Source organism: Ancylobacter sp. FA202 (assembly GCF_000380205.1).
In the GTDB taxonomy this organism is placed as follows: domain Bacteria; phylum Pseudomonadota; class Alphaproteobacteria; order Rhizobiales; family Xanthobacteraceae; genus Ancylobacter.
The window spans coordinates 1,352,457-1,379,387 of sequence record NZ_KB904818.1 but is presented as its reverse complement, the minus strand read 5'-3'; the positions used below and the strand labels follow the sequence as shown (position 1 = coordinate 1,379,387).

Genomic DNA, 26,931 nt, shown 5'->3' with positions numbered 1-26,931 from the left:
CTCAGATCGCCTGACCGCCGGAGACCTCGATGCGCTGGGCCGTGACCCAGCGATTGTCGGGCGACAAGAGGCTCGCCACCATCGGGCCGATATCGTCCGGCAGACCGACCCGGCCGAGGGCTGTGATGCCGGCGATGAACTTGTTGACCTCCGGTGTGTCGCGCACCGCGCCGCCGCGGAAATCGGTCTCGATCGCCCCCGGCGCCACCGTGTTGACGGCGATGCCGCGCGCGCCGAGTTCCTTCGCCATGTAGCGCGTCAGCACTTCCACCGCGCCCTTCACCGCCGCATAGGCGGCATAGCCGGGATAGGCGAAGCGGGTGAGGCCGGAGGAGAAATTGACGATACGCCCGCCGTCGGCGATCAGCGGCAGCAGGGACTGGGTGAGGAAGAACACGCCCTTGAAATGCACGTCGACCAGCCGGTCGAACTGCGCTTCCGTTGTTTCGGCGATGGAGGCGCCGTCGCCATGGCCGGCATTGTTGACGAGGTGGTCAAAAGTGCTACGGACCCACACTTGGGAGAGCGTGGCACGCAGCGTCTCCGCAAAGTCCGGGAAGCTGGCGACCTTGCCGGTGTCGAGCTGCAGCGCCACCGCCTTGCGGCCCAGCGCCTCGATCTCGGCGATAACGGCCTGCGCGTCCTCGGCGCGGCTCTGATAGGTGAGGACGACATCGCCGCCACGCCGGGCAACGCTGAGCGCGGTGTTGCGGCCAAGGCCGCGGCTGCCGCCGGTGATGAGGGTGATAGTGGTCATGGTCGGTCTCCTGTCGTTGGGACGGGCCAGATATGACGCGCGGCGCCGGCCTGCGGTTGCCGGATAGGTGCAAATTCTTGCCTGATCCTGCGAAGGCACTTTCCTTTGCTCGGGGCTGCGTTAGGATGCCGGCATGACAACGCTGCTCGACATCATGGACCGGCATGGCCGGCTGCACGCCGACGCAAACGGGATCGCCACGACCCCCATTCCCGGGCTCATGTTCTTCCGCGTCACCACCCCGAGGGGCGGCGCCCATGCCATCGCCCGGCCGCTGGTCTGCCTGGTGGTGCAGGGCGCCAAGCAGGTGACGATGGACGCGCGGGATTTTCAGCTCGGCTCCGGCGAATCCCTGCTCATCACCGCCGATGTACCGATCGTCAGCCAGATCACACGGGCGAGCCACGCCTCGCCCTATATCTCGCTGGTGCTGGAGCTGGACCTCGCGATCGTTGCCGAGCTCGTGCGGGAAATGGGACCGGCGCTGGCGGGCGATGCCGATCCGGTGCGGGTCGACCCGACGGATGGCGAGGTCGCGGCAGCGGCACTGCGGTTGCTGCACTTGCTCGATCGTCCGGCGGCGCTGCCGGTGCTTCAGGCGCCGCTCATCCGTGAGATGCATTACTGGCTGCTCGCCGGCCGCCACGGTGCTGCGATACGCCGGCTCGGCTGGCCGGACGGCCATGCCCAGCGCATCGCCCGCGCGGTGGCGCTGCTACGCGCCGAGTTCGACAAGCCGCTTCCGGTCAGCCGGCTCGCGGAGGCGGCGGGGATGAGCCCCTCCACCTTCCACCAGCATTTTCGCGCCGTGACCTCGCTGTCGCCGCTGCAGTTCCAGAAGCAACTGCGGCTGATCGAGGCGCGTCGGCTGATGGCGGCGCAGGGCGCTTCCGCCAGCACCGCCGCCTTTGCCGTCGGCTATGAGAGCGTGCCGCAGTTCACCCGCGAATATGGCAGGCTGTTCGGCGTCCCGCCGGTGCGCGACACAAGGGCCCAGCGCGAAAAGGCGCGGGCCGCCTGACGCCGCTGGGTGTCGTCAGTCCAGCGGCACCTTGCGATTGTCGCCGAGATCGGTGGTCGAGCCGGACAGGCGGGCGGACATCATCTTGAACAGCACCCCGATGGAGCTCGACGGGCCGTCCCAATATTCGGCCTGATCGGGCACGAAACGCAGGACGCAGATATTCGGATCGGTCTTGCCCTCCGGCCAGAACGCCTTGTTCATGTCGCTCCATAGCGCGTCGATCTTGGCGCGGTCATTGGAAACCTCCGCCTGGCCGGAGACGGAGAGGTAGTTGTTGTCGGCCGGCTTGGCGAAGGTGAGCGCGGCCTGCGGGTCGCGGTCCAGCTCGTCGTCCTTGTGGCCCCGGCGGTCGGAGAGGAACCAGATGCAGCCTTCCTCGCGCGAGGGGTGAGCGTCCATCGGGCGGGCGCGCAGGGTTTCGCCTTGGCGGGTGACGAGCATGCAGATCCGCATGTCCTCCATCATCTCCCACACGTGGTCGATGGCCTCGGCAGTGGTCTTGTCGTCCATGTGAATGCCTCCTCGGGTTCGAGGGGAGAACCCGGTGGCGCAGTGGTGGTTCCTTGCCGGATGCGCTGATGACGCAGCGCCATACGGGCTGTTGCGCTGTCATGCGGCTTCGCTGCGGCTATGGTAGCGAACAGCACCTCAAGGAGAAACTCATGCCCTGGTCGCTCACGGTCGGATATGTCTACGGCACCGCGGTCCGCATCCACGTGACCTTCCTGCTGTTCCTCGCCTGGATCTGGGTCGCCTATTACCAGCGCGGCGGGGCGGGTGCGGCGTGGGAGGGCGTCGCCTTCGTGGCGCTGCTGTTCCTGTGCGTGCTGCTGCACGAGTTCGGCCACATCTTCGCGGCGCGGCGCTATGGGGTGAAGACGCCAGAGGTCACGCTCTGGCCATTCGGCGGCATCGCCCGGCTGGAGCGCATCCCGGAGAAGCCGTCGGAGGAATTGGTCGTCGCCCTGGCCGGGCCGGCGGTCAATGTCGTCATCGCCGCGGTGCTGCTGGTGTTCCTCGGCGGCAATGTCGGGGTGGAGCACATCGAGGCGATCGAGAACCCGCAGGTGAGCCTGCTGGCGAAGCTGGCGGCGGCGAACATTTTCCTCGTGGTGTTCAACCTCATCCCGGCCTTCCCGATGGATGGCGGCCGGGTGCTGCGGGCGCTGCTGGCGATGAAGATGAGCCATGCCCAGGCCACGCAGATGGCGGCCTCGATCGGCCAGGGTCTCGCCATCGGCCTCGGCGTGCTGGGCATCTTCGGCAACCCGATGCTGATCATCATCGCCGTGTTCGTCTTCCTGGCCGCCTCCGGCGAGGCCGGGCAGGTGCAGATGAAGCAGGCGGCGCAGGGGCTGCTGGTCGAGGACGCGATGATCACCCAGTTCGAGACGCTGGGGCCGACGGCGAGCGTGGGCGATGCGGCGGAAGCGCTGATTCGCACAACGCAGAAGGACTTCCCCATCGTCGACGGCGCCGAACATCTGCGCGGGGTGCTGACTCGCGACGCGATGATCGCCGCGCTGCAGGCGCAGGGGCCGGGCGCCTCGGTGCTGGAGGCTATGCAGGCGGACGTGCCCACCGTCGGCACCCGCACGCCGCTGGACCGCGCGCTGGCGCTGATCACCCAGCGCGGCGCGCCTGTTGTGGGGGTACTGGATGGGGCTGGTCGGCTGGTCGGCCTGCTCTCGCCGGAAAATGTCGGCGAGATGATGATGCTGCGCGCGGCTCAGCCGGACGCACGCTTCGGGCCGTGGGCGAAGCGGCCGGCGCCCTCGCGCCCGGTGTGACCGGGCGGGGGGCGTCCGCTCAGTTGCCTTCCTTAACGCCGGTGACGGCGGTGAAGGAAGGCGGGTCGCTGGCGGGAAAGCTCTCCTCCAGCGCCTCGTCGATCTCGGCCTCGGTGGGCGTGTCGTCGCCGGCCTTGGCGCCGGGCGGGGGAATCACCTGCGTTCCGCCCGGCACGCCGCCATCAGAGGGCGGCACATCGCCGGTGATGCCGCCCAGCGCCGGCGGATCGCTGGCGGGAAAGGTGTCCTCTACGCTCTCGTCGATCTCGCTCTCGGTGTATTCGGGATTCTGCGGCTTGCCGTTGTTCGGATCCATGACCCACTCCTTGCGCCTCGACCCTTCAGAAGTGGGCGATAAGGCGGGCGCTTCAAGGGTGAGCGAGGCGTTGTCACTGAACGTTTTCAACGCGCGCCAGGCGTCGACGCCAGGGCACAAGCGGGAGGGAACTTTCCGTGTTTCGGCGCGTTAACTCTAACGTTGCGCCTCGATCCAGCGCGCGCGGGCGCGGCGACCGTCGATCCCTGGCGCGCGGAGGAGAAGGTTCATGACCCCCGATCACGAGCCCGTCCGGCTGCAATACTGGCCGCCTTCCCACACGGTCGACGCCCCCGACCCATGGCCGGAGGCCTATGAGTTCGGCACGGTGGACGACGCGGTCGCCTTTGCCATGACCCAGTCGCCGGCCAATCGTGAGGTTGCGTGGCTGCGCACGGCCGAGGGAGAGATCCTGAAGCCGGCGCAGATCCGCCGCCTGTGGGAATTGCGCCGCGACCATTAGACGCCCTGCCAAGGCGCCTTGTGAGGCGCTCCCTGCGCGCTTTTTCGCGCCTTCCTGGGCTGCGCGCGCCATCCGGCGTTGATCTCGCGGGCGTTGTGAGTATAGTGCGCCGCAAAATTCATGCGGGTCCGGAACCGTTCGGGCCCGCTTTTTGGTGTTTTCATATGAAGCTGCGCAACATCGCCATCATCGCCCACGTCGACCACGGCAAGACCACGCTGGTGGACGAACTGCTGAAGCAGTCCGGCTCCTATCGTGAGAACCAGCGCGTCGCCGAGCGTGTGATGGATTCGAACGACCTCGAAAAGGAGCGCGGCATCACCATCCTCGCCAAGGCCACCTCGGTGGTCTGGAAGGATACCCGGATCAACATCGTCGATACCCCCGGCCATGCCGATTTCGGCGGCGAGGTTGAGCGCATCCTCAACATGGTGGACGGCGCCATCGTGCTGGTCGACGCCGCCGAGGGGCCGATGCCGCAGACCAAATTCGTGGTCGGCAAGGCGCTGAAGGTTGGCCTTCGTCCCATCGTGGCGATCAACAAGGTCGACCGCCAGGACGCCCGCTCGCAGGAAGTCATCAACGAGGTGTTCGACCTGTTCGCGGCGCTGGACGCCAGTGACGAGCAGCTCGACTTCCCCATCCTCTACGGGTCCGGCCGCAATGGCTGGATGGCCGCGAGCGCCGAAGGCCCGCAGGACCAGGGCATGGCGCCGCTGTTTGACCTCGTGCTCAAGCATGTTCCCGAGCCGACCGTCGATGACGGCCCGTTCAGCATGATCGGCACGCTGCTGGAAGCCAATCCCTTCCTCGGCCGCATGATCACCGGGCGCATCACCTCCGGTTCGATCAAGCCGAACCAGTCGATCAAGGTTCTGGCGCAGGACGGCTCGCTGGTCGAGCAAGGCCGCGTTTCCAAGATCCTCGCCTTCCGTGGCATCGAGCGGCAGCCGATCGAGGAAGGCGTGCAGGGTGACATCATCGCCATTGCCGGCCTCTCCAAGGGCACGGTGGCCGACACCTTCTGCGCGCTCGAAGTGACCGAGCCGCTGAAGGCGCAGCCGATCGACCCGCCGACCGTCACCATGTCCTTCATCGTCAATGATTCGCCGCTCGCCGGCACCGAGGGCGACAAGGTGACGAGCCGCGTCATCCGCGACCGCCTGCTGCGCGAGGCGGAAGGCAATGTGGCGCTGAAGATCGAGGAATCCTCCGACAAGGATTCGTTCTTCGTCTCCGGCCGCGGCGAACTCCAGCTCTCCGTGCTGATCGAGACCATGCGCCGCGAGGGCTTCGAGATCGCCGTGTCGCGTCCGCGCGTGGTGTTCTCCAAGGATGAGGCCACCGGCGAGATCCTTGAGCCGGTCGAGGAAGTGCTGATCGACGTCGATGAGGAATATTCCGGCGTCGTCGTGCAGAAGATGTCCGAGCGCCGGGCCGAAATGGTCGAGATGAAGCCCTCGGGCGGCAGCCGCCAGCGACTGGTGTTCTACGCACCCACCCGTGGCCTCATCGGCTATCAGGGCGAACTGATGACCGATACGCGCGGCACCGCCATCATGAACCGGCTGTTCCACGCCTATCAGCCGCATCGCGGCGAGATCCCCGGCCGCCGCAACGGCGTGCTGATCTCCAACGAGGCCGGCGAGGCGGTGGCCTATGCGCTGTGGAACCTCGAAGATCGCGGCCCGATGATGATCGAGCCCGGCTGGAAGGTCTATCAGGGCATGATCGTGGGCGAGCACAACCGCGAGAACGATCTGGAAGTGAACGTTCTCAAGGGCAAGAAGCTCACCAATATCCGCACCACCTCGAAGGACGAAGCGGTGCGCCTCACCCCGCCGATCCGCATGACGCTGGAGCGTTCGCTGGCCTGGATCCAGGACGATGAACTGGTCGAGGTGACGCCGAAGTCGATCCGCATCCGCAAGCGCTGGCTCGACCCGAACGAGCGTAAGCGCGAGGAGCGCCGCAAGGAGTCTGAGGGCGTCTGACGCACCTCTCTGCATTTCGATGCCGTGAAGGGCCTGTCCGCGTGCGCGGGCAGGCCCTTCTTTTTCGGGCGAGAGCGTTGCGCCCGCGCCACGCCCCGGTGGAACGATCGCGCCGCCGATGCGGAAAGCCCTTGATCCCGCCGAGCGCATTTGCTCCCATCGGGCCATGAGCACGCTTCTCGTCGAGACACGCCGGGCTCGGCCGGCCGATGCAGGCGACATTGCCGATATCCATGATTCGGCATGGCGGTTTGCCTATCGCGGCCTTATTCCCGGTGCCGAGCTGGAAAAGATGATCCTGCGCCGCGGTCCCGCCTGGTGGCAAACCGCGCTTAAACGCGGCTCGCGCGTCATGGTGCTGACCTTCGGCGATGCGGTGGCCGGCTATGCCAATGTCGGGCGCAACCGCGCCAAGGGTCTGCCCTTCGAGGGCGAGATCTACGAACTTTACCTGCGGCCGGAATATCAGGGGCTGGGCTTTGGCCGCCGCCTGTTCGGCGATGCGCGCAAGGAACTCGTCAGTGCCGGCTTTGACGGGCTGGCGGTATGGGCGCTCGCGGCCAACGAGCCGGCGCTGGGCTTCTACCGCGCCATGGGCGGCCTTAGTGTCGCCCGCTCCACCGAGACCTTCGGCGGCCGCGCGCTGGAGAAGCTGGCCTTCGGCTGGAACGCCTGACGCCTGATCGGCGCCTTGCCGGCGGCCCGGCCGTTCCACGGCGGTGTAACTACTCCGGTCCGGTGTCGTGCCCGCCATCGAGGCCTGCCAGCCGGGCGATGATTTCCTGCGCATTGCCGTTGAGCCGGAAGCTCTTGGTCCGCCCGGTGGCGCCTGACACAAGTTCCACCCGCGACGGAGCGATGCCGGCCGCCTTGGCCAGCAGCTTCGCCAGGGCCGCATTGGCTTTGCCATCCTCGGCGACGACGCTGACGCGCGCCTTCAGGGCGCGGCGCCCGTCGGCAAGGGCGACGATGCCGTCAATGGCGTCGCGCCCACCCCGCGGGGTGGCGCGCACCGTCACCGTCACGCCGTCGGCCGTCTCGCTCCAGGGAAGCGCCATCGGAGAGGCGCCTGTCAAAATCCGAGGAAGAATTCGTTGACGAGATTCTGGATGAAATAAAGACCGATGATGAGGATGACAGGCGAAACGTCGATGCCGCCGAGATTGGGCAGCATGCGCCGCAGCGGCGCCAGCACCGGCTCCGTTACCCGCCAGAGGAATTCGCCGACGCTGCGCACGATGGGATTTTGAGCGTTCACCACGTTGAACACCACCAGCCAGGACAGGATGGCCGAGGCGATGAGAATCCAGACATAGAGCGAGATCAGCGTATTAAAGAGCCAGAGCAGCGAATTCATCGGCAGCCTCGAAGCAGGGGCGGGAGCACGGCGCGGACTTGCTCGTCGCGTTGGAAACCTGCCGGCCGATTCGGTATTTCGACCGAACCGGATCAGCCGCCAAAGCGCCGTCCGCCAAGATGCTTAATGCTGCCGCTGCATTGCGGCAACCCTGATTCACAGCGCTGTGCGGCAACCACGCCCAGGCGCCTTGACAGCGCGGGGGCGGCGAACGTACAAGGCGCGGCCTGAGGCTTGGGGCCGTAGCTCAGTTGGGAGAGCGCTGCAATCGCACTGCAGAGGTCAGGGGTTCAAATCCCCTCGGCTCCACCAGTCAGGCATTTTCCGATTAGTTTAAATTCCGCCCGAATGGGCGAGTCGCTTGTGCGGGGATGCCTCCAATTATGGGCGTTGAGCGCGAGCGGTGTCGCGGGCGCGCGAGAAACGCGCGGCGGCGCCTCGCCGGCGGTCCCGGGGCGAGTCAGGGGTCCTGAAACCCTCGCAGAGCCGCGCTGGCCCACCTTCTTCGGGCGGGTCTTCCAGCGTATTGATGAAGCGTGGGCGCCGCGAACCGTATTCGATGCCGGCTGCGCCATAGGTTTTTTGTCGAAGCTCTGCATGCGCGCGGCATCGAGGCGTTCGGCCGGGACGTCTCGTCCTATGCCATTGGACAGGTGCCCGCGGCGTCATGAGTGGATGGGGGTAGGCTGACGGCGGACGCCGCCCGGCATAGGGCCGCCCCGGCGGGGTAACTTAGCTGTGACACGCGCGCGCGAACCCGCGAGACCCCGCGTCACATTGCCGGCGCAAAGCACGGCAACATCAAGACAGTTCTCCCACGAGGTTCCCCTGAATGGCTTCGGCTCTGCGCGAAGGCGTGTCCGGGCTCGACACGACCATGCGCCTCACGCTTGCCGTGCTGGCCCTGGCGTCGGGCGTCTACACCTATCTCGGCGTCCGCGAACTGCTCGACGGCTCGCCCGTTATAACGGTCTTCGCCGCGATCATCTATTCGAGCGCGGTCTCGATCGCGATCTACGCCTTCTGGTCGTTCCTGCTGCGCTTCCTTCCGCATGTGCGGGACGTGGCGAGCCGCCTGTGGCTCACCGCCGCGATGCTGCTCGGCTCGCTGATGATCATCGCCATGTCGTCCTGGCTGAACGCCGCCGCGCTCGCGGGGGCGGCGGCCATCGAGCAGCATCTCGCGGTGACGGTGCAGAACTACACCCGCGACCTCGACACGGCGCATAACCGGGCGCTGGGCGCGCAGAGTCTTCTTCCTGATATCCAGCTCGCCTCGACCCGTTTCGCACGTTTGGCCGAGGCGGAACGCGGCGGCGCACTGACGGGCACCGGTGGGTCGGGCACGGTGGTCCAGTTGCTGAGCCAGATGTCCAGCCAGCTCGACGATCTCGCCCGAGAAGTGGGGGCGAGCGGTGAGCGGGCGAAGGCGCTTTATGAGGAGGGCAGCGCGCAGATCGCCCGGATGCGTGCCTTCGTCTCCGGGCAGGGCGACATCAAGGCCCGCTCGGATGCGTTCGGTGCCGAGGCGCTGGCGCTGATCGGCACCATCGCCTCGCTGGAACAGACCTCGATGGCGCCGGCGGTGCGGCGAGCGGCCGACGACCTCGTTACCGGCTTCATCGCCCCCGCCGCCGATGGCCGCACGGCGGACCTCGCAGGGCGCCAGTCTACCGTTGTCGGCAGTGTCGAGAAGGCAGTGCAGGCGCAGGCGAGCGCGCTCTCGCTGGCCGCCGACAAGATCATCGGCACCGGACCGGTCGAGCCGGCGCGCTTCCAGCCGCTCTCCACCGCCGAGGCGGTGGTGCGCTATGCCGGCGATTTCCTGCCGAGCTGGGCCGGGGCCATCTCCATTGATCTACTGCCGGCCGTGCTCGTGCTCATCCTGTGCGTGGTGCACGCCGCGATCCGGCGCGAGGAGCAACCGGCCGAGGCGGACACGATGTCGGCCGCTCAGCTCATTACCGCGCTGCGGCTGGCCCGGCAGGTGGGCGACGAGCGGCGGATGGCGGAGGAGGCGGAGACGTTCGAGGCGGTGATGGCCGAGACGGAGGAAGCTGTGTCCTCGCCCGCTGCGACGGTCACGACCCTGCCCGCCAACCGGATCAAGAAGGACTGAGCCGTTGGACACCACCGTCTCGGGCCCTCCCTCTCCCGCGCCGGCGCGCGCGCTGTGGCGCCGCGTGCTCGGGGACCGTCCGGACGAGACGCTGCTGAGGCTGGTCTTCCGCGCCCTTGTCGGGCTAACGGTGCTGGTGGTGGTGTGGGATTTCCAGGAGCGCGGCCAGGCCCCGGCTGGCCTGCCGAAAGCCGACCCCACCGCCCCGGCCCAAGCGCCGGCCGTGCCCTATCTGCCTTCCGTACGCCCCGACAAGGCGCCGCCGGGCGAGGGCCGCCCCGGCCGCCAGCCCGATTCCGAACTGCGTCAGGCGATGACGATCGAATTGCTGGCCGATGGCCGGCTGGAAGCGCGTGGCACCATCACCGCTGGCACGGCCGAGCGCTTCAAGGCCGAGCTTGAGAAGCGCGGAGGCTATGTGAAGGCCGTGGTGCTGAGCTCGCCCGGCGGCTCGGTCGCCGATGCGCTGTCCATGGGGCGGCTGATCCGCGCGCGAGGGCTCGACACGCGTGTCGAGGCGAAAGCGCTCTGCGCCTCCTCTTGCCCTCTTATTTTCGCGGCGGGCGTCTCGCGAAAGGCTGAGCCCGGCGCCGCCATCGGCGTGCATCAGGTCTTTGCCGCCCATCAGCCGGGCACGCCGGGTCTCGATGGTGCGGAAGGCATGGCGCAGGCGCAGCGCGTGTCAGCCGAGGCGCAGCGCCATCTGGTGAGCATGGGGGTCGACCCAAGGGTCTGGATCAGCGCCATGGAGACCCCGCCGCAGGAGATGTTCTATTTCACCGCGGAGGAGCTGCGCGAGCTCAGGCTGGCGACGCCCTAACCCATTTTCGGACGGCGTCGCAAATCGGCGAAAAAAGCGCCGCGGCGCCGTCATTTTTGCAATTCATCAATGGCTTGCCCGCATGGATGGGGTCCATCCCAAAGCGGGCTGGCGCGCCTATATCAAGCGCCTCTCTGACTGGACGTGCCGCTATGAGCGCTCTCGGCTTTCTCCCCATTCCCCTCGTCTCGGCCCTTTTGCTGGTGGGCTTTGCCGTGTCCATGATGATCGCCTTCAACGTGCTGGGCGAGCGCGGCAGCGGCAAGTCCTGATTGGGGTGATGAACTCGGCAGCGCTCCGCTCTATAGTCAGCGCGTCGCCAAGCGGCCGTGCTGCTGAAAGGGCCCGTCATGCCGAACCTCTCCCGCCTGTCGGGGTTCTCCCGCCGCCTTCTCGCGCCGCTGCTCCTGGTGGTCCTCGCCACTGGCCTCGCCGGCTGCGGGGTGAACAACATCCCCACCAATGAGGAGAAGGCGAAGGCGGCGTGGAGCGACGTGCTGAACCAGTATCAGCGCCGCGCCGAGCTGATCCCCAACCTCGTCGAGACAGTGAAGGGCTACGCGCAGCACGAGAGCGAGGTGCTGACCCAGGTGACGCAGGCGCGGGCGCAGGCGACCTCGATCAAGGTCGATGCCTCCACCATCACCGATCCCGAACAGTTCCGGCAGTTCCAGCAGGCGCAGTCGCAGCTTTCCGGCGCACTGGGCCGGCTGATCGCCATTTCTGAAGCCTATCCCGACCTCAAGGCGAACCAGAACTTCCTGGCGCTGCAGGCGCAGATCGAAGGCACGGAAAACCGCATCGCCGTGGCGCGGCGCGACTATATCGAGGCGGTGCGCGTCTATAATACCGAGCTGCGCACCTTCCCCGGCGTCCTCTGGGCCAGCACGCTGTATCGCAGCAGCAAGCCGATGGAGACGTTCACCATCGCCGAGGAGCAGATGAAGGCGCCTCAGGTGAAGTTCAACTGACCGTGCGGGCGCTGACCCCCTCGGCACTCCTCAAGCGCGCCGCCGCGCTCGTGCTGCTGGCGGGGATGGTTGTTCTCGCCGTTCTTTCGCTCGGCGGCGGCCCTGTGTGGGCGGAGATGACGTTCCCCGCGCTGACGGGGCGGGTGGTGGATGGCGCGCAGGTGCTGAGCCCCGATGCCCGGGCAGCGCTGGAAGCCAAGCTCGCCGCGCAGGAGGCGCGCACCACCGACCAGTTCGTCGTCGCCACCGTGTCCTCGCTGGAGGGCACCTCGGTGGAGGACTATGCGAACCGGCTGTTCCGCTTCTGGAAGCTGGGGCAGGCGGACAAGGACAATGGCGTGCTGCTGCTGGTCGCCCCCAATGAGCGGCGGGTGCGGATCGAGACCGGCTACGGGCTGGAGGGCGTGCTGCCCGATGCGGTGGCGAGCACCATCATCCAGACTGTGGTTCTCCCGGCGTTCCGCAACGGCGATTTCGCCGGCGGCATCGAGAAGGGCGCCGACGCGGTGATCGAGGTGCTCAATCTCGATCCGGAAGAGGCGCGCGAACGCGCCCGCCTTGCGGCCGAGCCGGCGATGAGCGGTGAGGATTGGGGGCACATTATCTTCATCGTGCTGATGATCGCCTTCTGGGCCTTCGTGTTCTACCGGCAGGCGAAGTCGGGCCATCTGCGCACCCGCGGGCGGCGCGGGGCCGGGGCGCTCACGGGCGGCGCGGCGGGCTGGGACTGGTCGCGCCGCAGCGGTGGCGGATGGTCCGGCGGCAGCGGCGGCGGGGGATTTTCGGGCGGCGGAGGCTCCTCCGGCGGCGGCGGCGCGTCGGGAAGCTGGTGATGGGCGAGAGCTTGAGCGAACAGGAACACGCTGCTGTGGCTGCCGCGATCGCGCAGGCGGAGGCGGCCACGGCGGGCGAGATCCGCGTCGTGGTGCTTACCCGTCCGCTGGTGCGCCATCCCTTCTACGGGCTGATGTGGGCGGCACTGCTGGCGCTGGTTCTGCCCTGGCCGCTCGCGCTGCTAACCGCGCTGGACACGCCGGCATTGCTCTCCGTGCAGGCCTGCGCCTTCATGGCGGCCGGCGCGGTGTTGATCTTCACCCCGCTCGGGGCGCTCACCGTGCCGCGCTTTGCCCGCGAGGAAGCGGGAAGGGCCGCCGCTATCGACCATTTCCTGGCGCTGGGCATTCACCGGACCAGCGGCCGCACCGGGGTGCTGATCCTGGTGGCGCCGGCCGAGCATCTGGTGGAAGTGGTCGCCGACGAAGCGATCCACGCCAAGCTGGGGCATGAGGCGTGGGAGAGCGTGTGCGCCGCCGTGCTGGCCGGTGCCCGGCAGGGGCGGCTTGGCGACGGGCTGGTGGAGGGCGTGGCCGTGGCAGGGCACCTTCTCGCCCAGCATGTGCCGCCCACCGCCGGCGATGCCAACGAATTGCCGGACCGCATGATCGTCATCTGAACGAGACGCCGGGCCAACCCCGGGGCCGCATCTGCCGGCGCGCTGCCGTGCGATCAGCCTTGCGCTGCGCCAATAGTGTCGGCCATCCGCGCGCCCCGCAGGCCCATCGGCAGCGGATATCCGGTGGTGGTGTCGACGGCGGTCTGATGCTCGATCTCGGCGTTCAACTCCGCGCCCAACAGAAGCACCGACACCGACAGCCATATCCACACCATGAAGCCGATCACCGCCCCCAGCGATCCATAGGTCTGCTCATAGGAGGCGAAGTGGCTCACATACCAGGAGAACCCCGCCGAGGTGGCAAGCCAGAGAAAGGCGGCGACCGCGCTGCCCATGCTCACCCACTTCCACTGCGGCCGCTCCCGGGACGGGCCGAAGCGATAGATGACGGTGATCAGGAACGCCACGACCACGGCGAGGGCCGGCCATCGGAGCAGCGAAATCAGCCGCTCGGTGCCGCCGGGAATGTCGAGCACGTTCAGCGCGAGCGGCAGCACTACCACCGCCGCAAGCGCGATGACCGCGAAGAGCACGGCGGCGAGGGTGAAGCCCAACGTGACCAGCGTGAAGTGGAGAAAGGAGCGCCGCTCCTCCTCCTCGTAGACGATATTGAGCGCCTCGATCATCGCCTTGGTGGCCGCGTTCGCGCTCCACAGCGCCGCTCCGAGGCTGAACACGAAGCGCCATCCAAGACTGGAGGTCTCCGTCGCCGTCAGCCGCAGGATCTGGTCGCGCATCACTTCAATCGCACCTGACGGCAGCACCCAGGAAGCCGCCTCAAGCTGTCCCTGAATGGTGGCGGGGTCGAGGAACAGCCCGTAGAGCGAGATGATGGCCGCAAGGGCGGGGAAGGTGGCAAGAAGCGTATAGAAGGTGACGCCGGCCGAAAGGCCGAGCACTCGATTGGCGAAGAACGCCTTGAACGTGCGAAGCACGATATCGCGCCAGCCCCGGCGCGGAATCTGGGTCGGGGTGGCGGCGGCGCGCCCGCGTGCGCCCTCCAGGTCCGCGGTGGCGTGGCTTGACGTTCGGGGCGCGCCGCCAAAGGACTGGCCCTGGCGCACTGAGCGAATAGCCGCGCTGGCGAGGGCGCCGATCACGGCGCCGGTGAGGGCCGCGCTCCATATCGCGCGTCTTTCGCTTGTGCTCACGCGTGTACCTCCCTGGCGTCCATCCCGACAACCCGCCACTGGCTAGGGGCGCGAGACCCGACCATTGCCGTATCGGGTTGCTGATCGAGGGGGCAACGCGACGGAGGAAGTCATGTTCCGCCGAGAGTTGCGCAGGCTTAGCCTATCGACAGATCGCCCCGTCCGATGCCGACATAGGTGAAGCCGCGGCGGATGAGGTCCTCCGGAGGGTAGATGTTGCGCAGATCGACCACGATGGGACTGCGCAGCTGCGTCTTCAGCCGGTCGAGATCGAGCGCTCGGAAGGCGTCCCATTCGGTGACGATGACGAGCGCATCGGCGCCCTCGGCGCATTCATAGGCGCCGGTGGCGTAATGGATGCCCTCGGGGAGCACCTTGCGCGCCTCCTCCATGCCGACCGGATCATAGGCGCGAATCTTCACCCCGCGATCGACGAGCAACTGCACGATGTTGATGGCCGGGCTGTCGCGCATGTCGTCGGTGTTCGGCTTGAAGGTGAGGCCGAGCACCGCGACGGTGGCCCCGCGTGGCGGCACGCTCAGCGCTTCCAGCACCCGGCGACCCATCGCGGCCTTACGGGTTTCGTTGACCGTGGTCACGGTTTCGACGAGGCGCAGCGGCGTGCCCGCCTCCTGGGCGGTGCGGGTCAGGGCCAGCGTGTCCTTGGGAAAGCAGGACCCGCCATAGCCGGGCCCCGCATGGAGGAATTTCGACCCGATGCGGCGGTCGAGACCGATGCCGCGCGCCACTTCCTGCACGTCGCCGCCGACCTTCTCGCACAGGTCCGCCATCTCGTTGATGAAGGTGATCTTCACCGCGAGAAAGGCGTTGCTGGCGTATTTGATCAGCTCGGCATTGGCGCGATCGGTGAACAGAACCGGCGCGGTGTTCAACGAGAGCGGACGGTAGAGCGCCGCCATAACTTCGCGGGCACGCGGATCGGCGGTGCCGACGACGATGCGGTCGGGGCGCTTGAAATCCTCGATCGCTGCGCCCTCGCGCAGGAATTCGGGATTGGAGACCACGGCGATATCCGCGCCGGGCGCTTCCTCGCGGATGATCTGCTCGAGATCGGCGCCGGTGCCGACCGGCACGGTCGACTTGGTGACAACGACGGTGAAGCCCTTGACGGCGCGGGCAATCTCGCGGGCGGCGGCGTGGACATAGGACAGGTCGGCATGGCCATCGCCCCGGCGCGAGGGCGTGCCCACCGCGATGAACACCACTTCAGCGCCCGCGACCGCTTCCGCGAGGTCGGTGGTGAAGTGGAGCCTTCCGCCGGCCACGTTGCGGGCGACGAGATCGTCCAGGCCGGGCTCGAAGATCGGCATGATGCCGGCCTTCAGCCGCTCGATCTTGGAGAGGTCGGTGTCGACGCAGGTGACGTCGTGGCCGAAGTCGGAAAAGCAGGTGCCAGAGACCAGGCCGACATAGCCTGTACCGATCATCGCGACGCGCATGGGTGCTCTCAATCCGGTTGGCGGCGGGCTCCTGCCGCCTGTCAGGAGCCTTCTACCCCTTTCGCCAACAGTGCCACTCTTTCGAGAGGCATCGCGGCTCGTGGTTTCAGGGGAAAGAAGATTGCCAGCTTTCTGCGTCGCCTGGACGACACCGGACCGCCAGGTGGCCGCGCCGGCCACGGCGTTGTGATGACGCGACGGCAAGACAAGGCGTCTTGCCGTAAGTAAAATACTTTCACTGATCTAATTGAGTGGAAATTAGACTAATTAAAAACAAGCAATTACAAATTGTTTAGTTGACAGATGTGGTGTTGTGGGGGGATTAGGCTCGCATCAATAGCGTTCACCGCTGGTATTTTTCGCTCATGTTTTCCCGCAACCGCGCCAAGACCGACGCTGCGCGCCGCCTATGGATGGGGTGGCGGGCGGCGCTGGCATTTGTCTTTCTGGCCCTGACGGTTCCGGCGCAGGCGCAGATTACGCTGAAGGACGTGACCGGGCGCGAGGTGACGTTGGCGGCGCCGGCCACGCGGCTGCTGATCGACGACGGCCGCTTTCTCATCGCCTTGGCGCTCATCCACCGTGACCCGGTAAGCGTGCTGGCCGCATGGCCGCGCGACATCAACCGGATCGGCACGCGCACGTATGACGCGTACCGGGCGACGTTCCCGGCCATCGACACGCTCGCCAAGGTGGCGAGTTCGGCTGGCGCCGTCTCGGTGGAGCAGGTGGTGGCGGCGCGGCCCGATCTCGCCGTGTTCTCACTCGGCAGCCAGCCCTCGCCGGAGGAGCGGGCGCGCATCGAGGCGGCGGGCATTCCGGTCGTGGTGATCGACTTCTTCAACCATCCGCTGACGCATATGGAGCCGAGCCTGCTCCTGCTCGGGACGGCCACCGGCGCTTCCGCTAAGGCCCAGGAGTTTCTCGCCTTCCGCCGCAGCCATCTCGACGCCGTGCGCGGCCGGCTCGCCGGGCTGACTGAGAGTGAGCGTCCGCGCGTATTTCTCGAACCGCATGCGGCGATGACGACGGATTGCTGCAACTCGCCTGGCCGCGGCAATGTCGGCGACATCATCGAGGCGGTGGGCGGCATCAATATCGGCGCGGTGGTGATCCCGCGCGCCTTCGGCAAGCTCAACCTCGAATATGTCATCGCCCAGGACCCGCAGGTCTATATCGCCACCGGCGGCAGCCACATGGAAAGTACAGCCGGGCTGCTCATCGGTCCGGAATACAGCGCCGACAAGGCGCGCGAGACGCTGGCCCGTGTCGTCGCCCGGCCGGGGTTCTCCGGCTTCGCCGCCGTGCGCGACCACCGCGTCCACGGTCTCTCGCACCAGATGCTGAATTCGCCGCTCGACCTGTTCACGGTGGAGATCCTCGCCAAGTGGATCCATCCCGGACGCTTCGCGACGCTCGATGTCGAGCGCACGGTGGCGCAGGTGAATGAGCGCTTTCTCACCGTGCCGGTCGAGGGACCCAATTGGATCAGTCTCGACTGACGGGGACGCCCGCCGGGGGCGGCCCTGTCGCGGATATCCCGACATCACTCAACGGAGACACGTCATGCCGATCGACGCGACCTTTGCCCGGCCCTGCCTGCGATCCCTTGCGCGGCTCACCCTTGCCTCGGTGGCGCTGGTCGGCCTTGCCGGGGCGGCGCTGGCCGATCCCGAATTCGTCAAAACGGTGAAGCCGGGTGCGGGACTGTACGAACTGGTGTTCAGCGCGCCGATGAACCGTGTCTATGTTGCCGCCGCTGGCGCCCGAGGGGCCACCGAGACCTTCATCTACGCGCTCGACCCGGCGACGCTGGAGACGAAGGAAACCATCGCGCTCGGCAACGACCCGGTGTTCGGCCTCGGCATCGATAACAAGACGAAGACGCTCTACGGCACGCAGACCCGCGACGGCTCGCTCGCGGTGGTCGATCTCCCCACTGGTAAGGTGGTCGCCAAGCTCGCCAAGGGCGAGAAGGCGCATGTGCGCGAGGTTGCCGTCGACGAGGCGGCCAACCGTGCCTATGTCACCGTGACCGGCCGGCGCGACACGCTGTCCTCGGTGTGGATCGTCGACGGCGCCAAAAAGGAAATCGTCGACACGATCGACAATCTGCCGGGTTCGGTGACCGGCATCGCGCTCGACGCCAAGGGCCAGCGCCTGTTCCTCTCCGCCATGGAGAGCAACGAGGTGCATGTCGTCGACCTCGCCAGCAAGAAGGTCACGAGCTTCCCTTCGGGCGGCGAGGGGGCGATCAACCTCGCCTATGATGCCTCCGGCGACCAGGTGTTCGTCGCCCATCAGGGCTCGGGCGAGGTCGTCGCGCTCGACGCAGAGGACGGCAAGGTCATCAAGAAGATCCCGACCGGCGCGGGCGCGCTCAGCCTCGCCATCGATCCGCAGCGCAGCCTGCTCTATGTCACCAACCGGCAGGCCGGCTTCACTTCGCTCATTGACACCAAGACGCTGGAGCCGGTCGCCAACATCGTCACTGGTTCGATGCCGCAGACCGTGGCGGTCGATGTCGCCACCGGCAATGCGTATGTCTCCAACAAGCTAAAGACCGCCGGCCGTCCGCGCCCTGCCGCGCCGCCGGCTGGAGCCGCCGCGCCGGGTGCCCAGCCTGCAGCCGCCCAGCCGGCCGTCGCGAATGCCGGCGAGGCCCCCCGCCCCCGCCCGGTGCCGATGGTCGACCCCTACGGCGACACCGTCACCCTGATCAAGCCTTGATCGCCCGCGCCGGAGCCATGCCATCATGACGGCTTCCCACGGAGCGATGCGTCGTCGTGCGGGTGCGGCGCGGATGGATGCGTTCGAGGCCGCGCCGGCAGAAAGCGCCGACGGGATCTCGGCATCGCTCTCCACCGTGCCCGACATGCCGTTCGTGCTCGCGTCCACCGGGGAGACCCTGGTGGCGCGGGGCATGCTCGCATCCGTCGCCGAGGGGCCGGAGCCTCTGGGCGCCCGGGTGCGCCGGCTCCTGGCGGAAGCGGAGGGGCCCGATCTCGTGGTCGGCGCGCTGCCTTTCGCGGCGCAGGGTCCGGCGCATCTCTATCGGCCGGCGGAGCTGTCGCGAGGTGCCGAACGCTCGGGTTTCGCCTCTTCCTTCCCACGGCCGGGCCGGGGTGAAAGCCTTCGCCCGGCCCGTTGGCAGGTGACGCCGGAGCCGACGCTTGCCGCCTATGAGGCCGCCGTCGCCGCAGCGCTGGCGCGGATGGCACAGGGCGGGGAGGGGCTGCGCAAGATCGTGCTTTCGCGCAGCCTGAAGATCATCGCTGACCGGCCGATCGATGCGGCCGCCCTGCTGCACGTCCTGGCGCAGGATGTGAGCGTCAGTGCCTTCTGTGTGCCGCTGCCGAGCGCCGGTGCGCCTCGTGTCCTGGTGGGCGCGACGCCGGAACTTCTGGTGTCGAAGCGCGGCCGCGACATCACCTCACACCCGCTCGCCGGCTCGTCCCGCCGGGCCCGCGATGTCTCGGTCGACCGTGCGGCGGCGCAGGCGCTGCTCGGCTCGGAGAAGGACCGGCGCGAACACCGGGAGGTGGTCGAGGCCATTCTCGACCAGCTGGCGCCCCATTGTGAGGCGCTTGCCGCTCCGGGCGAGCCGGAGCTGAACTCAACCGCCAGCATGTGGCATCTGGGCACGCGGATCGATGGCCGCCTGCGCGATGACACGCTTTCCGCGCTGGACCTTGCTCTGCTGCTGCATCCGACTCCCGCCGTCTGCGGCACGCCGAGGGCGGCAGCGGCGTGGGCCATCGCCGAGCTGGAAGGCTATGAGCGCGGCTTCTACGCCGGAGCGGTCGGCTGGTGCGAGGCGTCCGGCGATGGCGACTGGCATGTCGCCATTCGCTGCGCCGAGCTTTCCGGATGCGAGGCACGGCTTTCTGCCGGCGCTGGCATCGTCGCCGGTTCCGATCCGGCGGCGGAGGGCGAGGAGACCTCGGCCAAGTTCGCCGCCCTGCTCACCGCGCTCGGCATCGACGAGAACGGCATCCCGCTGGCAGAGGATCGTGCATGACGCCGGTGCAGCAGGTCTGGCCGGCGGAGTTCGCCGCCCGCTACCGCGACAAGGGCTATTGGCGGGGCGAGACCTTCACGTCCTTCCTGCGGGCGCGGGTGACGGAAATGCCGGACCGTCTCGCTGTCGTGGGGGGCGAGCAGCGCTGGAGCTTTGCCGAGCTGGAAGCGCGGGCCGAGGCCATTGCCCGGGGCCTGCTGGCGCTCGGGCTGCAGCCGGGCGACCGGGTGGTGGTGCAACTGCCCAATATCGCTGAATTTCTCTCCGTCGTGTTCGGCATGTTCCGCGCCCGGCTGGTCCCGGTCTATGCGCTGCCGGCGCATCGCAGCGTCGAGATCGTCCACTTCGCCCGCACTGCCGAGGCGCGCGGCTACATCATCGCCGACCGCCATGAGGGCTTCGACTACCGGGCGCTGGCGGACGAGGTGCTTGGCGAGGTGCCGGAGCTCGCCCATGTCGTGGTGGTGGGCGAGGCCGGGCCGTTCACCGCGCTCGACGCGCTGCCGGATGGCGGTGCGGTCGCGCTGCCGGAGGACGCCGACCCGTCCGAGGTCGCCTTCCTGCAGATTTCCGGCGGATCGACGGGCCTTTCCAAGCTCATTCCGCGCACCCATGACGACTATACCTACTCCTTCCGCGCCAGCGCCGAGATCTGCGGTCTCAACCCGGAGAGCGTCTATCTCGCGGCGTTGCCGGTGGCGCATAATTTCCCGATGAGTTCGCCCGGCGTATTCGGTGCGCTTTATGCGGGGGCGCGCGTGGTGCTTGCCTCCTCGCCAAGCCCGGAAGCGGCCTTCCCGCTGATCGCCCGCGAGGGCGTAACCATTACCGGTCTGGTGCCGCCGCTGGCGCTGCTGTGGCTGCAGGCGGCGCCGACCACGCCGCACGACCTATCCTCGCTTCAGGTGCTGCAGGTCGGCGGGGCGAAGTTCCTTGCCGAATCCGCCCGCCGGGTGCGGCCCGTGCTCGGCTGCACCTTGCAGCAGGTGTTCGGCATGGCCGAGGGGCTGGTGAACTACACCCGCCTCGACGACGCGGAGGAGATCATTGTCACGACGCAGGGCCGGCCGATCAGCCCGGATGACGAGGTACTGATCCTCGACGATGCGGGCTACCCCTTGCCGGAGGGTGAGGCCGGCAACCTGCTGACGCGCGGGCCCTACACGATCCGCGCCTATCACAACAATGTCGGCGCCAATGCCCGCGCCTTCACACAGGACGGCTTCTACCGCACCGGCGATGTGGTGAAGCGCCTGCCGGACGGCTCTCTCGTCGTGCAGGGCCGGGCGGGCGACCACATCAACCGTGCCGGCGAGAAGATTTCCGCCGAGGAGATCGAGGACCATCTGCTCGGCCACCCGAGCGTGTTCGACGCCGCCGTGGTGTCGCTGCCGGACGATTTCCTCGGCGAGCGCTCCTGCGCCTTCATCATCGCGCAAGGCGAGAAGCCGAAGGCAGCCGCGCTGAAGGCATGGATGCGCGGGCGCGGCCTCGCCGACTTCAAGGTGCCGGACCAGATCGTCTTCGTCGACGGCTTCGAGACCACGGCGGTCGGCAAGATTTCGCGCAAGGAACTGCGCGCCAGCCTGCGCCGGCGCTTCCTCGCACAGGCGGAGGGCTGACATGAGCGCGAAGGGCTTGCCGACGATTCCTCCCTATGCGCTGCCGCGCGCCGAGGAACTGCCCACGCCCCGCGCGCCGTGGAGGCTGGAGCGCGACCGGGCGGCGCTGCTGATCCACGACATGCAGAACTATTTCCTGCGGCCCTTCACTCTTGGTGCCGACCCACTCGCCACCGTCGTCGCCAACATCGCCGCGCTGGCGCAGGCGGCGCGCAAGGCGGGCGTGCCAGTGTTCTACACTGCGCAGGAGGGCGAGCAGGACCGGCGCGACCGGGGCTTGCAGGCCGACCTCTGGGGGCCGGGCATGAGCGCCTCGCCGACGCACCAGCCGATCCTCGCCGCGCTTACCCCGCAGCCGGGCGATTTCACGCTGGTGAAGCACCGCTACAGCGCCTTCCAGCGCTCCAACCTCGAGACGCTGCTGCGCGCGCGCGGCCGCGACCAGCTCATCATCACAGGCGTCTACGCCCATATCGGATGCACGCTGACCGCGGCGGATGCCTTCATGCGCGATATCGAGCCCTTCATGGCCGCCGATGCGCTGGCGGATTTCTCCCGCGCCAAGCACGACCTCGCGCTGGCCTATGTCGCGGATGTGTGTGGCGTGCCGTTGACCACCGCGCAAATCCTGGAGGTGCTGTGATGGCCATTGAGCCCGGCGACATCCGCCGCATTTTAACCCCTGCCGCCGCGCCGGTGACGCGCGAGACCATGCGCGCCGACATTGCGCGGATGCTGCACGAGGACCCCGAGGAGATCGGCGGCGGCGACAGCCTTCTCGACCTCGGCCTCGATTCCATGCGGGCGATGAATCTGGTGCTGAAATGGAGCGAGGGTGGGCTGGCGCTCGACTTCGCCACCTTCGCGGAGAACCCGACACTGGACGGCTGGTGGGCGCTGGTCGAGGCCCGGCAGCGCGTGGGCGCCTGAACGCATGATCGAACCGCAGGCCCATCCGCTCACCGAGGCGCAATCCGGTCTGTGGTACGCGCAGCGGCTCGACCCGACCAATCCGCTGTTCAACACCGGCCAATCCATCGAACTGACCGGCCCTCTGGACCGCGCGGCCTTCGCGGCGGCGCAGGCGCAGGCGGTGACCGAGGCCGACGCGCTCGCCCTGCGCCTGATCGACGCCCCCGGTGGGCCCATGCAGGTGATCGACCCGGCGCAGCGTCCGGTGCTTGATGTGATCGACCTTTCGCGGGAGATCGACCCGCTGGCGGCGGCTCAGGCGGAGATCGCCCGCGACATGGCGGCCCCGATCGACCCGACGCGCGACAAACTCGCCGCCGAACGGCTGTTCGTGCTGGGACGCGAGCGGCATATCTGGCAGCAGCGCATCCACCATCTCGCCATTGACGGCTATGGGATGATCCTGCTCACCCAGCGGGTGGCCGAACTCTACAATGCCCGCAGGCGGGGCACCGAGCCCGGTGCGCCGCTGCCCGGCCTTGCCGCCGCCTTTGCCGACGATGCGGCCTATCGCGGCTCCGAGAAGCGGGAAAAGGACGGCGCCTATTGGCGCGCGCTGTTCGCGGACGCGCCTGAAGTGGCGAGCCTCGCGCCCGGCAACCCTTTGAGCGCGCCGGCCTTCCACCGCCGCGCGGTGGAGATCGACGGCGCCGCCTTCGCGCGGCTGCGGGCGGTGGCCGAGCGCATGGCGATCCCGTGGCCAGACGTGGTGACGGCGCTGACGGCGGCCTATGTCGGACGCCACACCGGCACGCCCGAGGTGATCGTCGGCGTGCCGTTCATGGCGCGGCTCGGCAGCGCGGCGGCGCGGGTGCCGGCGATGCTGATGAACGTGCTGCCGCTGCGCGTCGACCTGACGGAGGGCGGCGATCTCGGCGCCTATCTCGGCGCGGTGGCGAAAAGCCTTGCCCGCACCCGCCGGCACGGGCGCTACCGCTCCGAGCAGTTGCGCCGCGACCTTAAGCGGGTCGGCGGCCAGCGCCGGCTGCACGGGCCGCTGATCAATCTTCTGCCCTTCGACGAAACGCCGCGCTTTGAAGGGCTGACCTCCCGGCTGGAGGTGCTGTCGACCGGGCCGGTGGAGGACATCACCTTCACCTTCCGCCTGCACGGCTCGGAAGGGCTGCGACTGGAGGTCGACGCCAATCCGGATCTCTACGCCGCCGAGGCCGTTGCGGCGCACGCCGCCCGGCTGGCGCATTTCATCGCGGCGGCCAGCGCGGCCGAAAACCTCGACGATGTGCCCACCGCGACGCCGGAGGAGGCGCAGCGCCACCTTTACGACCTTAACGCCACCGACCACGCCGTGCCCGACACCACGCTCGCCGCGCTGATCGAGGCGCAGATGGCGGCGACGCCGCAGGCGCCGGCGCTGCACTTTGCCGGGGAGGCTATGGACTATGCCACTCTGGAAGCGCGCAGCCGGGCGCTGGCGGCGCGCCTGGTGGCGGCGGGCGAGGGCGGTATCGTCGCGGTGGCACTGCCGCGCTCCATCGATCTGGTGGTGGCGCTGGTCGCGGTGCTGCGGGCGGGGCTTGCCTATCTGCCGCTCGACCTCGCCCAGCCCGATGCGCGGCTCTCTCGCATCCTGGCCTCGGCCCAGCCGAGGCTGACACTGGCGCGGGCGGAGGACGCCCACCGCTTCAAGGGCGAGGCCGAGGTGCTGGTGCCCGGCGAGTGGCCGGACGTGCCTGTGGGCCATCCTTTGGCCGGCCCGGCGCCGGCGGATGCGGCCTATGTGATCTACACCTCCGGTTCCACCGGCGAACCGAAAGGCGTGGTGATCGACCACCGCGCCATCGTCAACCGGCTGGAATGGATGCGGGCGCAGTACGGGTTTACCCAAGCCGACCGCATCCTGCAGAAGACGCCCGTGACGTTCGACGTTTCGGTGTGGGAGCTCTTTCTTCCATTAATGTCAGGTGCTTGCCTGGTCATCGCCCCGCCGGAGGCGCATCGCGATCCCCTCGCGCTGGCGCGGATCATCGCCGACGAGGCGATCACGACAGCGCATTTCGTGCCCTCCATGCTGGCGGCCTTTCTCGCCGAGCCGGCCGCGCAGGGGCTGAGCCTCGCCCGCGTGTTCTGCTCCGGCGAGGAGCTGCCGGCGGATCTGCGCGACCGCTTCCACCGCACTCTTTGCGCCGAGCTGCACAATCTCTATGGGCCGACCGAAGCGGCGGTGGATGTCAGCTACTGGCCGGCGGGTGCGGATGACGGCTCGCGCCCGGTACCGATCGGCTTTCCCGTGTGGAACACGCGGCTCTATGTGCTCGACGGGCGGGGCCGCCCGCAGCCGCCTGATGTGCCGGGCTACCTCTTCCTTGGCGGGGTGCAGCTGGCGCGCGGCTATCTCGGCCGCGATGACCTGACAGAAGAGCGCTTCCTTCCCGATCCGTTCCGGCCGGGCGAGCGGATCTATGCCACCGGCGATCTCGCTCTGTGGCGGCCGGATGGGGCGGTGGTGTTTCTCGGCCGCTCCGACCATCAGGTGAAGATACGTGGCCTGCGCATCGAGCTAGGCGAGATCGAGGCGGCGGCGATGGAGAGCGGCTTGGTGCGCCAGGCCGTGATCCTCGCCCGCGAGGACCGGGGCGTGACCCACCTTGTCGCCTATGTGGTGGCCGAAGCCGGCGCCGACCTCTCCGCTCTGAGGGCCGAAATTGCCGCCCGCCTGCCCGACTACATGGTGCCGGCGGCGATCGTTGCGCTGGACGAAGTGCCGGTGAACGCCAATGGCAAGCTCGACCGCGCCGCGCTGCCGGCGCCGGATTTCGCCAGTTCCGGCAATCGGTTACCAATCACGCCCACCGAGCGGATGCTGGCGGGCCTGTTTGCGACCGAGCTGAAGCTCGGCGCGCCGGTGGCGGCCGAGGACGATTTCTTCGCGTTGGGCGGGGATTCGCTCAGTGCCGTCGCGCTGCTGCTGCGGGTGCGCGAGGCGTTCGGGAGCGATCCCGGCCTTGGCGCGCTGTTCGCCCAGCCGACGGTGGAAGGTTTCGCCCGGCTTCTGGAGGCGGAAGCCCCGGCGCAGGATATGGGTCTCGCCCCGCTCATCACGCTTGTCGAGGCCGCGTCCGACCTGCCGCCCTTGTTCGTCATCCATCCCGCCGGTGGCATTTCCTGGTGCTACGGGCGGCTGGCGCGGACGCTCAGCCCCCACCGAACGGTGCATGGCCTGCAGGCGCCGGCACTCGCGCCGGGCGTCGAGCCGCCGGAAAACCTGGAGACGCTGGCCGCCGACTATGTCGAGCGCCTGCGCGTGCTGCAGCCGCAAGGGCCCTACCATCTCCTTGGCTGGTCGGTCGGTGGCATTCTCGCGCAGGCGATGGCGGTGCGCCTCGCCGGGGACGGCGCGCAGATGGGCGTGGTGGCGATGCTTGATTCCTACCCCTGCGATGTCTGGCGCGGCGAGCCCGACCCGGGCGAGGACGGCGCCTTGAAGGCGCTGCTCGCCATTGCCGGCCATGACCCGGACCGGCTGCCGGCGCTGGCACTGAACCGTGCCTCGGTTCTCGCCTTCCTGCGCGCCTCCGACAGCCCGCTCGGCCAGCTGCCTGACGCGGCGCTGGATGGCGTGGTGCGGGTGGTGGCTGGCAATAACCGGCTGGTGCGACAACATTTTCACCGCCGCTATGAAGGCCCGATCCTGCATTTCCACGCCGCGCTGGACCATGCCGGGCGCGACCTTTCCCCCATGCAGTGGACGCCCTATGCGGGGTCGGTCGAGGTGATCGAGGTGCCGAGCCTGCACGCCCATCTCACCGGGCCGGAGGCGGTACAGGTGATCGCCCCGGTGCTGGCGGGGGCGCTTGCGGCGGTTGAGGCACAAGAGAGAAAGTCATGCGTGACAGCGGGTTGAGGGGTAAGGTCGCGTTGGTGACGGGCGCCGCGGGCGGCATTGGCGCGGCCCTCGTGCGCCAGCTCGCGGCGGAGGGCGTGCGCGTCGTCGCTACCGACCGCGAGGAGGCGGGACTAAAGGCGCTGGCCGGGGAACTGGGCACGGCTGTTATCCCGTTCCTGCTCGATGTGCGCTCGACCGAGGCGGTCGACGCGTTGGTGGCGCGGATCGAGCAGGAGATTGGCCCCATTGACCTGCTCGCCCATGTCGCCGGCGTACTCTCTTATGAGCCGGTGACGAGCCTTTCCGACGTGGAGTGGGAGCGGGTGATGGACATCAACGCCACCGGCGTTTTCCGGGTGGCGCGGGCGGTGGCGCGGGTGATGATGCCGCGCAATCGCGGGGCGATGGTGGTCGTCTCGTCCAACGCCGCCGGCATTCCGCGCCATGCCATGGCGGCCTATGCCGCCTCCAAGGCGGCGGCGACCATGTTCACCCGCTGCCTCGGGCTGGAGCTGGCGCCGCACGGCATACGCTGCAACATCGTCGCGCCCGGCTCGACCCTGACGCCGATGCAGACCGGCATGTGGGCGGACGAACACGGCGCCGCACGGGTGATCGCCGGCACGCCGGAGACCTTCAAGTCCGGCATCCCATTGGGAAAGCTGGCGAATCCGGACGATGTCGCCGACGCGGTGCTGTTCCTGCTCTCCGAGCGCGCCGGCCATGTCACCATGGCGGATCTCTATGTCGATGGCGGCGCCACGCTGCGCGGCTAGAGCATTTCCCCGATTTATTGA

25 protein-coding genes and 2 tRNA genes are annotated in these 26,931 nt (G+C 68.2%); 19 read left to right on the top strand and 8 right to left on the bottom strand.

The window, feature by feature from the left end; genetic code table 11:
- Window position 1 precedes the first annotated feature (1 nt).
- Window positions 2-757: an SDR family NAD(P)-dependent oxidoreductase gene (locus tag A3M1_RS0106240; protein WP_018388095.1), complete on the bottom strand. Its 756-nt coding sequence runs from the start codon at window positions 755-757 to the stop codon at window positions 2-4.
- A gap of 133 nt (window positions 758-890) precedes the next feature.
- On the opposite strand from A3M1_RS0106240, the gene A3M1_RS0106235 reads away from it, so the two are divergent.
- Window positions 891-1,778 carry an AraC family transcriptional regulator gene (locus tag A3M1_RS0106235; RefSeq protein WP_018388094.1) on the top strand — a complete coding sequence of 296 codons (888 nt, stop codon included), beginning with the start codon at window positions 891-893 and terminating at the stop codon, window positions 1,776-1,778.
- 15 nt (window positions 1,779-1,793) lie between these two features.
- Here A3M1_RS0106235 and A3M1_RS0106230 read toward each other — a convergent pair whose 3' ends face one another.
- Window positions 1,794-2,291, bottom strand: a complete 498-nt coding sequence (locus A3M1_RS0106230) for a pyridoxamine 5'-phosphate oxidase family protein (RefSeq protein ID WP_018388093.1) — start codon at window positions 2,289-2,291, stop codon at window positions 1,794-1,796.
- Between the two features lie 152 nt (window positions 2,292-2,443).
- Here A3M1_RS0106230 and A3M1_RS0106225 point away from each other — a divergent pair, with 152 nt between their 5' ends.
- Window positions 2,444-3,571: a site-2 protease family protein gene (locus tag A3M1_RS0106225; RefSeq protein ID WP_018388092.1), complete on the top strand. Its 1,128-nt coding sequence runs from the start codon at window positions 2,444-2,446 to the stop codon at window positions 3,569-3,571.
- A gap of 19 nt (window positions 3,572-3,590) precedes the next feature.
- Here the strand turns inward: A3M1_RS0106225 and A3M1_RS26665 are convergent, their stop codons facing one another.
- Both A3M1_RS26665 and A3M1_RS26410 read right to left on the bottom strand, forming a co-directional pair.
- Window positions 3,591-3,728: a hypothetical protein gene (locus A3M1_RS26665; protein WP_156029659.1), complete on the bottom strand. Its 138-nt coding sequence runs from the start codon at window positions 3,726-3,728 to the stop codon at window positions 3,591-3,593.
- Window positions 3,707-3,789, bottom strand: a tRNA-Gln gene (locus A3M1_RS26410). The genes A3M1_RS26665 and A3M1_RS26410 overlap by 22 nt, the downstream gene beginning before the upstream one ends.
- A 327-nt stretch (window positions 3,790-4,116) precedes the next feature.
- On the opposite strand from A3M1_RS26410, the gene A3M1_RS0106215 reads away from it, so the two are divergent.
- From A3M1_RS0106215 to A3M1_RS0106205, 3 genes are all read left to right on the top strand, one after another.
- Window positions 4,117-4,350: a hypothetical protein gene (locus A3M1_RS0106215; protein WP_018388090.1), complete on the top strand. Its 234-nt coding sequence runs from the start codon at window positions 4,117-4,119 to the stop codon at window positions 4,348-4,350.
- Between the two features lie 164 nt (window positions 4,351-4,514).
- A complete protein-coding gene (gene typA / locus A3M1_RS0106210) occupies window positions 4,515-6,344 on the top strand; it encodes a translational GTPase TypA (RefSeq protein ID WP_018388089.1) in 1,830 nt (609 codons plus the stop codon).
- Between the two features lie 166 nt (window positions 6,345-6,510).
- Window positions 6,511-7,020 (top strand): GNAT family N-acetyltransferase, encoded by a 510-nt coding sequence (locus tag A3M1_RS0106205; protein WP_026221174.1) that lies wholly within the window; start codon window positions 6,511-6,513, stop codon window positions 7,018-7,020.
- A gap of 49 nt (window positions 7,021-7,069) precedes the next feature.
- On the opposite strand, the gene A3M1_RS0106200 is transcribed toward A3M1_RS0106205, so the two are convergent.
- On the bottom strand, window positions 7,070-7,402 hold the full coding sequence (locus A3M1_RS0106200; RefSeq protein ID WP_018388087.1) for a DUF167 family protein: 333 nt from the start codon (window positions 7,400-7,402) through the stop codon (window positions 7,070-7,072).
- A 14-nt stretch (window positions 7,403-7,416) separates the two neighbouring features.
- Entirely contained in the window at window positions 7,417-7,701 is a 285-nt protein-coding gene (locus A3M1_RS0106195) for a YggT family protein (protein ID WP_018388086.1), read from the bottom strand.
- Between the two features lie 236 nt (window positions 7,702-7,937).
- On the opposite strand from A3M1_RS0106195, the gene A3M1_RS0106190 reads away from it, so the two are divergent.
- The 6 genes from A3M1_RS0106190 to A3M1_RS0106160 all read left to right on the top strand — a co-directional run bounded on the left by A3M1_RS0106190 (window position 7,938) and on the right by A3M1_RS0106160 (window position 13,064).
- Window positions 7,938-8,013, top strand: a tRNA-Ala gene (locus tag A3M1_RS0106190).
- A 520-nt stretch (window positions 8,014-8,533) separates the two neighbouring features.
- Window positions 8,534-9,820 (top strand): hypothetical protein, encoded by a 1,287-nt coding sequence (locus A3M1_RS0106185; RefSeq protein ID WP_018388085.1) that lies wholly within the window; start codon window positions 8,534-8,536, stop codon window positions 9,818-9,820.
- 4 nt (window positions 9,821-9,824) lie between these two features.
- Window positions 9,825-10,640, top strand: a complete 816-nt coding sequence (locus tag A3M1_RS0106180; protein ID WP_018388084.1) for a hypothetical protein — start codon at window positions 9,825-9,827, stop codon at window positions 10,638-10,640.
- Between the two features lie 350 nt (window positions 10,641-10,990).
- Entirely contained in the window at window positions 10,991-11,611 is a 621-nt protein-coding gene (locus A3M1_RS0106170) for a LemA family protein (RefSeq protein ID WP_018388082.1), read from the top strand.
- A gap of 2 nt (window positions 11,612-11,613) precedes the next feature.
- On the top strand, window positions 11,614-12,444 hold the full coding sequence (locus A3M1_RS0106165) for a YgcG family protein (protein ID WP_018388081.1): 831 nt from the start codon (window positions 11,614-11,616) through the stop codon (window positions 12,442-12,444).
- Window positions 12,444-13,064 (top strand): TPM domain-containing protein, encoded by a 621-nt coding sequence (locus A3M1_RS0106160; RefSeq protein ID WP_018388080.1) that lies wholly within the window; start codon window positions 12,444-12,446, stop codon window positions 13,062-13,064. The genes A3M1_RS0106165 and A3M1_RS0106160 overlap by 1 nt, the downstream gene beginning before the upstream one ends.
- A gap of 53 nt (window positions 13,065-13,117) precedes the next feature.
- Here the strand turns inward: A3M1_RS0106160 and A3M1_RS0106155 are convergent, their stop codons facing one another.
- The gene (locus tag A3M1_RS0106155; RefSeq protein ID WP_018388079.1) at window positions 13,118-14,215 is read right to left on the bottom strand and encodes a YihY/virulence factor BrkB family protein; all 1,098 of its coding nucleotides are present in this window, start codon (window positions 14,213-14,215) and stop codon (window positions 13,118-13,120) included.
- 137 nt (window positions 14,216-14,352) lie between these two features.
- On the bottom strand, window positions 14,353-15,675 hold the full coding sequence (locus A3M1_RS0106150; protein WP_018388078.1) for a UDP-glucose/GDP-mannose dehydrogenase family protein: 1,323 nt from the start codon (window positions 15,673-15,675) through the stop codon (window positions 14,353-14,355).
- A gap of 365 nt (window positions 15,676-16,040) precedes the next feature.
- Here A3M1_RS0106150 and A3M1_RS0106145 point away from each other — a divergent pair, with 365 nt between their 5' ends.
- The 8 genes from A3M1_RS0106145 to A3M1_RS0106110 all read left to right on the top strand — a co-directional run bounded on the left by A3M1_RS0106145 (window position 16,041) and on the right by A3M1_RS0106110 (window position 26,910).
- Complete coding sequence (locus A3M1_RS0106145; RefSeq protein WP_018388077.1) at window positions 16,041-17,177, top strand: ABC transporter substrate-binding protein; 1,137 nt, start codon at window positions 16,041-16,043, stop codon at window positions 17,175-17,177.
- Window positions 17,178-17,241: 64 nt separating this feature from the next.
- Window positions 17,242-18,405 carry a YncE family protein gene (locus A3M1_RS0106140; protein ID WP_018388076.1) on the top strand — a complete coding sequence of 388 codons (1,164 nt, stop codon included), beginning with the start codon at window positions 17,242-17,244 and terminating at the stop codon, window positions 18,403-18,405.
- 25 nt (window positions 18,406-18,430) lie between these two features.
- A complete protein-coding gene (locus A3M1_RS0106135) occupies window positions 18,431-19,696 on the top strand; it encodes an isochorismate synthase MenF (RefSeq protein WP_245261590.1) in 1,266 nt (421 codons plus the stop codon).
- The gene (locus A3M1_RS0106130; protein WP_018388074.1) at window positions 19,693-21,318 is read left to right on the top strand and encodes a (2,3-dihydroxybenzoyl)adenylate synthase; all 1,626 of its coding nucleotides are present in this window, start codon (window positions 19,693-19,695) and stop codon (window positions 21,316-21,318) included. The genes A3M1_RS0106135 and A3M1_RS0106130 overlap by 4 nt, the downstream gene beginning before the upstream one ends.
- A gap of 1 nt (window position 21,319) precedes the next feature.
- Window positions 21,320-21,961 (top strand): isochorismatase family protein, encoded by a 642-nt coding sequence (locus A3M1_RS0106125; RefSeq protein ID WP_018388073.1) that lies wholly within the window; start codon window positions 21,320-21,322, stop codon window positions 21,959-21,961.
- The gene (locus A3M1_RS0106120) at window positions 21,961-22,248 is read left to right on the top strand and encodes a phosphopantetheine-binding protein (RefSeq protein WP_018388072.1); all 288 of its coding nucleotides are present in this window, start codon (window positions 21,961-21,963) and stop codon (window positions 22,246-22,248) included. Before A3M1_RS0106125 ends, A3M1_RS0106120 begins: the two co-directional genes overlap by 1 nt.
- A gap of 4 nt (window positions 22,249-22,252) precedes the next feature.
- Window positions 22,253-26,152: a non-ribosomal peptide synthetase gene (locus tag A3M1_RS0106115; protein WP_018388071.1), complete on the top strand. Its 3,900-nt coding sequence runs from the start codon at window positions 22,253-22,255 to the stop codon at window positions 26,150-26,152.
- On the top strand, window positions 26,134-26,910 hold the full coding sequence (locus A3M1_RS0106110) for a 2,3-dihydro-2,3-dihydroxybenzoate dehydrogenase (RefSeq protein ID WP_026221171.1): 777 nt from the start codon (window positions 26,134-26,136) through the stop codon (window positions 26,908-26,910). Before A3M1_RS0106115 ends, A3M1_RS0106110 begins: the two co-directional genes overlap by 19 nt.
- Window positions 26,911-26,931: the final 21 nt, after the last annotated feature.

Coding starts and splice junctions, on each gene's coding strand:
- A3M1_RS0106240 (WP_018388095.1), bottom strand. CDS start 757: ATGACCACTATCACCCTCATCACCGGCGGCAGCCGCGGCCTTGGCCGC.
- A3M1_RS0106235 (WP_018388094.1), top strand. CDS start 891: ATGACAACGCTGCTCGACATCATGGACCGGCATGGCCGGCTGCACGCC.
- A3M1_RS0106230 (WP_018388093.1), bottom strand. CDS start 2,291: ATGGACGACAAGACCACTGCCGAGGCCATCGACCACGTGTGGGAGATG.
- A3M1_RS0106225 (WP_018388092.1), top strand. CDS start 2,444: ATGCCCTGGTCGCTCACGGTCGGATATGTCTACGGCACCGCGGTCCGC.
- A3M1_RS0106215 (WP_018388090.1), top strand. CDS start 4,117: ATGACCCCCGATCACGAGCCCGTCCGGCTGCAATACTGGCCGCCTTCC.
- typA (WP_018388089.1), top strand. CDS start 4,515: ATGAAGCTGCGCAACATCGCCATCATCGCCCACGTCGACCACGGCAAG.
- A3M1_RS0106205 (WP_026221174.1), top strand. CDS start 6,511: ATGAGCACGCTTCTCGTCGAGACACGCCGGGCTCGGCCGGCCGATGCA.
- A3M1_RS0106200 (WP_018388087.1), bottom strand. CDS start 7,402: ATGGCGCTTCCCTGGAGCGAGACGGCCGACGGCGTGACGGTGACGGTG.
- A3M1_RS0106195 (WP_018388086.1), bottom strand. CDS start 7,701: ATGAATTCGCTGCTCTGGCTCTTTAATACGCTGATCTCGCTCTATGTC.
- A3M1_RS0106185 (WP_018388085.1), top strand. CDS start 8,534: ATGGCTTCGGCTCTGCGCGAAGGCGTGTCCGGGCTCGACACGACCATG.
- A3M1_RS0106170 (WP_018388082.1), top strand. CDS start 10,991: ATGCCGAACCTCTCCCGCCTGTCGGGGTTCTCCCGCCGCCTTCTCGCG.
- A3M1_RS0106160 (WP_018388080.1), top strand. CDS start 12,444: ATGGGCGAGAGCTTGAGCGAACAGGAACACGCTGCTGTGGCTGCCGCG.
- A3M1_RS0106150 (WP_018388078.1), bottom strand. CDS start 15,675: ATGCGCGTCGCGATGATCGGTACAGGCTATGTCGGCCTGGTCTCTGGC.
- A3M1_RS0106145 (WP_018388077.1), top strand. CDS start 16,041: ATGTTTTCCCGCAACCGCGCCAAGACCGACGCTGCGCGCCGCCTATGG.
- A3M1_RS0106140 (WP_018388076.1), top strand. CDS start 17,242: ATGCCGATCGACGCGACCTTTGCCCGGCCCTGCCTGCGATCCCTTGCG.
- A3M1_RS0106135 (WP_245261590.1), top strand. CDS start 18,431: ATGACGGCTTCCCACGGAGCGATGCGTCGTCGTGCGGGTGCGGCGCGG.
- A3M1_RS0106130 (WP_018388074.1), top strand. CDS start 19,693: ATGACGCCGGTGCAGCAGGTCTGGCCGGCGGAGTTCGCCGCCCGCTAC.
- A3M1_RS0106125 (WP_018388073.1), top strand. CDS start 21,320: ATGAGCGCGAAGGGCTTGCCGACGATTCCTCCCTATGCGCTGCCGCGC.
- A3M1_RS0106120 (WP_018388072.1), top strand. CDS start 21,961: ATGGCCATTGAGCCCGGCGACATCCGCCGCATTTTAACCCCTGCCGCC.
- A3M1_RS0106115 (WP_018388071.1), top strand. CDS start 22,253: ATGATCGAACCGCAGGCCCATCCGCTCACCGAGGCGCAATCCGGTCTG.
- A3M1_RS0106110 (WP_026221171.1), top strand. CDS start 26,134: ATGCGTGACAGCGGGTTGAGGGGTAAGGTCGCGTTGGTGACGGGCGCC.